The following is a 6,327-nucleotide window of genomic DNA, read 5'->3' on the forward strand; positions in this document are numbered from 1 at the left end:
ATGACTGACTATTATGTAATTGGAGATGTTCACGGAAAAGCTGGGATGCTGGAAGACCTTCTCAAAACCTGGGATGGTCAGACCCAGTTGCTCTTTCTAGGGGATTTAATTGACCGTGGTGAAGATAGTTGCCGTGTCCTTGAAATGGTCAAGGATTTAGTGGACAATCAAGGGGCTATCTGTTTATCAGGAAATCATGAGTATATGTTTTTGACTTGGCTAGATGATCCAGAAGAAAGCTATGACCACTATCGTCGTAATGGTGGTGATACAACTATTAACTCTATCCTAGGTCGTCCCTTGGATGCACCAGTTGACGGAGTGGAGGATGCCAAGCGTGTTGCTACTGAAGCGGCAGACTTGGTCGAATTCATTCGTCAAATGCCATTTGTAGTAGAGACAGACAAGTGTATCTTTGTACATGCTGGTATTGATCTGACCTTGGACGACTGGCATGAAACCACAGATTACAAGAAAGTATGGCTTAGAAAACCATTCCACGAAGCCGAAAATCATACTGGAAAAACCATTGTCTTCGGTCATACACCGGTCTATGGTTTGTTAAAGCAAGAGCGTGGTACAGCTGAGCTTTGGATTGCAGAAAATGGTAAGATTGGAATGGACGGAGGAGCTGTTTATGGTGGTGTCCTTCACGGGATTGTCTTTACAGACCAAGGGATGACAGAACACCACTTTATCGAAAATGACGGCTTTGTCGCTGAAGATTAGTACTCCTAGCAGGGGATGGTCTTGTCAAAATATCAAAAACAATTTATAATAAATAGATACCCTGAAAGGAAGAGACTCATGAACTTAGAAGAATTGAAAAAACGACAGGAGAAGATCCGTAACTTCTCTATTATTGCCCATATTGACCACGGGAAGTCGACTCTAGCAGACCGCATTTTGGAAAAAACTGAGACAGTCTCCAGTCGTGAAATGCAAGCTCAGCTTTTGGATAGTATGGATTTAGAACGGGAACGTGGGATTACCATTAAGTTAAATGCCATCGAGCTCAATTACACTGCAAAAGACGGGGAAACTTATATTTTTCACTTGATTGACACACCAGGACACGTAGACTTCACCTATGAAGTTTCCCGTTCGCTAGCTGCCTGTGAGGGAGCGATTTTGGTGGTCGATGCTGCCCAAGGGATTGAGGCTCAAACTCTTGCCAATGTTTATCTGGCCTTGGACAATGATTTGGAAATCATGCCTGTCATTAACAAGATTGACCTGCCAGCTGCAGATCCAGAGCGCGTGCGTACGGAGATTGAAGATGTCATTGGTTTGGATGCCAGTGAAGCAGTTTTGGCTTCTGCCAAGGCTGGTATTGGGATCGAAGACATCCTTGAGCAAATTGTAGAAAAAGTACCAGCACCAACGGGTGATGTGACGGCACCACTCAAGGCCTTGATTTTTGACTCAGTTTACGATGCCTATCGTGGGGTTATCCTCCAAGTGCGTGTCATGGATGGGGTGGTCAAACCTGGCGATAAGATTCAGCTTATGAGCAATGGCAAGACCTTTGATGTGACCGAAGTCGGTATTTTTACACCCAAGGCAGTTGGTCGTGATTTCCTTGCGACTGGTGACGTTGGTTATATTGCGGCTTCTATCAAGACAGTTCAGGATACTCGTGTGGGGGATACCGTTACCTTGGCAACCAATCCTGCGGCAGAGCCATTACATGGTTACAAACAGATGAATCCTATGGTCTTTGCGGGTCTCTATCCAATCGAATCAAACAAGTACAATGACCTACGTGAAGCCCTTGAAAAATTGCAGCTGAATGATGCTAGTCTCCAATTTGAACCAGAAACATCTCAGGCACTTGGATTTGGTTTCCGTTGTGGTTTCCTTGGACTTCTCCATATGGATGTTATCCAAGAACGTTTGGAACGTGAGTTCAACATTGACCTCATCATGACAGCTCCATCCGTTATCTATAAGGTTAATTTGACCGACGGGGAGTCAATGGATGTGTCTAACCCGTCTGAGTTTCCAGACCCAACTAAGATTGCGACCATTGAAGAGCCTTATGTTAAGGCGCAAATTATGGTACCACAGGAGTTTGTCGGGGCAGTAATGGAATTAGCTCAGCGCAAGCGTGGTGACTTTGTGACTATGGACTATATTGATGATAACCGTGTCAATGTTATCTATCAAATTCCGCTGGCTGAAATCGTCTTCGACTTCTTTGATAAACTCAAATCTTCGACACGTGGTTATGCAAGTTTTGACTACGAATTGTCAGAGTATCGTCCATCTAAGCTAGTGAAAATGGATATCCTTCTCAATGGAGACAAGGTGGATGCCCTCAGCTTTATCGTTCACAAGGACTTTGCCTACGAACGTGGGAAACTCATCGTTGATAAGCTCAAGAAAATCATTCCTCGTCAACAATTTGAGGTTCCAATCCAAGCAGCAATTGGACACAAGATTGTCGCTCGTACTGATATTAAGGCCCTTCGTAAGAACGTACTTGCTAAATGTTATGGTGGTGATGTTTCTCGTAAACGTAAACTCCTTGAAAAACAAAAAGCTGGTAAGAAACGTATGAAAGCTATTGGATCAGTTGAAGTCCCACAAGAAGCCTTCCTCAGCGTCTTGAGCATGGATGAAGAATAAGTTATCAGAAATGTCTTTCCTTGTTCACAGGAAATGTATATAAGAATCAATAGTAAAGCAGGCTTTAATGGCCTGCTTTTTTATAAACTATCAAGAAATCGGAGAAAATAATGGTATAGTAGATTGAAACTAGAATAGTACACCTCTACTTTTAAAACATTGTTAGAAATAGATTTGACTGTCCTGATAGATTTGCCCTGTTCTTATTTTTTCATTTCACTATAAAATTTTAAATTTGTGACCATATCTTGACTGTATTTTCCTCTCTTTTTCGAATAAATAAATAGAATAATCAAATCTAGATTAAAAAATGTGCTATAATGAAAGGAGAAGCAATATGACTGTACGTCATCCGGGCATTAGCCCGACCAACGATTTGGTTGCTAAGAAGATTTTTAGCAATCCGGAAATCACTTGTCAATTTATTCGCGATATGCTGGATTTACCAGCAAAAAATGTGACCATTTTGGAGGGAAGCAATATTCATGTCTTGCCTTCCATGCCCTATTCGGCGCAAGATTTCTATACCAGTATAGATGTTTTGGCGGAGTTGGATAATGGTACGCAAGTTATCATCGAAATTCAGGTTCATCATCAGAATTTTTTCATCAATCGTTTATGGGCTTACCTTTGCAGTCAGGTCAATCAAAATCTTGAAAAAATTCGTCAACGAGAAGGTGATACTCATCAGAGTTATAAACACATCTCACCAGTATACGCTATCGCAATTGTGGATAGTAACTAGTTCTCAGATGACTTGGCTTTTCATAGTTTTAGCATGCGAGAGGATAGGACAGGTGAGGTTTTAACAATTACAAACAATGGACAGGAAAACCATCTGGTTAAGATGGCATTCTTGGAACTAAAAAAATACAGAGAAACCAGCAAAGACGAGGTTCGCAAGCCATGGTTGGAGTTTTTCGGGAATAAACCCTTTACCCAAGAACCTGAGCGAGCCATCAGCCAAGCAGACCAACTGCTAGATTACAAGAGCTGGTCCGAGGAGGACAGGGAGATGTTTAGTTAACTACGTATGCGAGAAGAACAAGCCTTATTAGCACAGGACTATGCCTTGGAACAAGCTGAAGAAAAAGGGTTGGAGAGAGGTCGTGCAGAGGGGCTTGAACAGGGATTAAAAGTAGGTTTAGTAAATCTAGTCCGCCAAGGTCTTCTGACTTCTGAGGTTGCTAGCCAGCAGTTGGGCATAACCGTCGCTGAGTTTGAGGAGCTATTGAAAAAATACAAATAAGCCCTAAAAAATATAGAGAAACCAGCAAAGACGAGGTTTGCAAGCCATGGTTGGAGTTTTTTGTAACTCTCTATCTCCTAGATAGGGTTCGATAAAATACAGTGATTTCGGAGTTAGCTAGTTAGGTCATTTGTAAATCAAGTAAGCCTAAGAGAAGTAGTGATCTTAGAAAAACTGGAGCTGGCTAGCTAATAATCTAATCTATAAGAATCCCTAAGCAAGGGGTTAGAATCTATAAACTGGCCTATGATTTAGTTTTATCCATAAATGATTAAAAAGAGGGTATGGCGTGGCTACTACAGAAGAGCGGCTTTTTAATCATACAATGCTAGGATTTGTTTTTATCAATTAGCTTTTGATGTGCTTAACATCAGGTGGAAACACTTCGAAACAAACCGTAACTAAAATGTTATCAAATTGTAATAAAACCTTGATTTGTATATGTTTCTCAAGACAGAATCGTCAGGAAGCTTGATAGAATAGCTTTGTAGAGCCTATCCATATATATATATATATATGGATAGGCTGTCTTTTTCTTGATACTAAGTGAGATAAAGAAGTCAAATGATTATCTTTTTAAAGTAATTTAAGGTATAATAGTTTAGTCATATCAGGTTGAATGATTGAGTGCATTTTTGATTCACAAGGCAAACCTTTGCATTGTGTTACAGTTATGGACTCAGTAATTACACTTGAAAAAATTTAAACTAAAAAGGGGAACATCTAATATGTTTTATAGTGAGAAGGACGATAGAGAAAAACAATTACGTTTTTCGATTCGGAAGGTTAGTTTTGGAGCGGCCTCGGTAGCCGTGGCGGCGCTGTATCTCTTTATGGGAAGTGGAGCGGTATCTGCTGAGGAAGCACAGGCCGTACAGTCAAATGAGGAGGTGGCAGCTGATAAGGATTCGGAAACAGAGAAAAAATCAGAGAATCAGCAGCCAACCTACGCTGCTCCTGCTGCAAAGGAACAAGGATCTGCAACCAATACTGAAGCAGGGGATGAAGGCAAGCAAGAGAGTCATCCAGAGACCAAAGAGGAAGAAGCCAACTCATCTGAAAGAAGCGAAACTACAACAAAGACTCAATCGGATGAAGACTCTGTGAGTGGGGACTCTAGCTCTCCAAAATCTGAAGGTGAAGGTACAAGATCAGAAGAAGCAAGCAACAAGCCAAAAGTACGTAAAAGACGTGATGCATCTGCCCCACCAGCGACTGCAACCGATGACGACCCAGATGCACATCAGACTTATACAGCTCCAGGGGATGGTGCAAGTGTAGATACATTGGCGAACAAATTAAGAGAACTGCCTGCAACAGTAGAGAATGAGAAAAAACTTGCTAACATAGACCAAGTTGGTGCTACCAAAAATATAACTCCAGGTCAAGTGAGTGACTTAGATGAATTTGGCGGTTGGAAGGCAGTCAATGGCGGAAAATTCGGTGTTGCAAGAAAGACAGATAACGGGGTATTTCCCATTGAGACTGTGAATACGGTTATTTCAAATAATAAATTTAAAACTTATTTAGATGAGAGCTCTTTCGATCGTTCACAAAATTATGCTTTTTTTCTAGGGCAAGTTAGAACGGAAAAAACTAAAGATAAACAAGTATTTGATAATACTGAATACAAAAAATATGATAATGGAAATCAAGGAAATAAAGGAAAAGGGATAGTAGGTTACAATGGTATCGAGAAAACTTTTAAAGCTTATTCTTCTTCCACAGGAACTGGAGTAACAATTGCTTTTAGAACGGGATTTACAGGAGATATTGACGGGAATAAGGCTGCGTATAAGGTAGTAGTTATGACTAAGGCTGGAGATGGCTCATCTTTAACTATCTACGAAGAAACATTTAAACCTACTGATAATATAGATAATGATAAAAAGAAGGTAACAAAAGTTGATGCAGCAGGAATTAAAACATTTGATACTAATATGAATCCAATTCCTAGTCGGGATGAATTAAATTCCAAGTTAGCTCAAGATGCTAATAAAAACAAATTAGGGATGAATTTTGGTACATTTCAAAGTAAAGGAATTGAATTGCCACCAGGTGTAACCGAGTATACAGTTCGTATTAGTGCGGCTGATAATAACAAATTAGGTATGGGGTATCAAATACCTTGGGAACATTATGCTCTACCAGTTGTTGGAACAGGGTTTTCAGTTACTCAGGATACTAGGAAAGTAGCCAAGGACTTATCTGAAAAAGTTTATAATAAATTAACCGAATCAAAAGCAGAAGATACAAAATGGTCAACTCCTGAAACCAAGGCTGCTTATGAAGCAAAATTGCAAGAAATTAAGGAGAAGATTGATTCTGGAGCTAGTACTAGTGATTACCAAACAGTAGTGGGAGAGGCTGTAGAACAGTGGAAAAAATTAGATGAAGGTCAGAAAATTAAGGACAAAGCTAAAAAAGTAATAGAAGATAAGCTTAAA

General features: G+C 40.3%; 3 protein-coding genes and 1 pseudogene. All 4 read left to right on the forward strand.

Annotated features, from left to right (window positions below):
• A complete protein-coding gene (locus HT669_RS09225; RefSeq protein ID WP_172933688.1) occupies nt 1-729 on the forward strand; it encodes a metallophosphoesterase in 729 nt (242 codons plus the stop codon).
• Between the two features lie 78 nt (nt 730-807).
• Nucleotides 808-2,631: a translation elongation factor 4 gene (gene lepA / locus HT669_RS09230; protein ID WP_078238629.1), complete on the forward strand. Its 1,824-nt coding sequence runs from the start codon at nt 808-810 to the stop codon at nt 2,629-2,631.
• A 337-nt stretch (nt 2,632-2,968) separates the two neighbouring features.
• Nucleotides 2,969-3,880: pseudogene (locus tag HT669_RS09235) on the forward strand (Rpn family recombination-promoting nuclease/putative transposase).
• A 728-nt stretch (nt 3,881-4,608) separates the two neighbouring features.
• The coding region (locus HT669_RS09240; RefSeq protein ID WP_172933689.1) for a YSIRK-type signal peptide-containing protein at nt 4,609-6,327 on the forward strand (1,719 nt) is incomplete at its 3' end.

This window comes from Streptococcus sp. 2100 (assembly GCF_013276335.1).
GTDB classification, from domain to species: Bacteria; Bacillota; Bacilli; order Lactobacillales; family Streptococcaceae; genus Streptococcus; species Streptococcus pseudopneumoniae.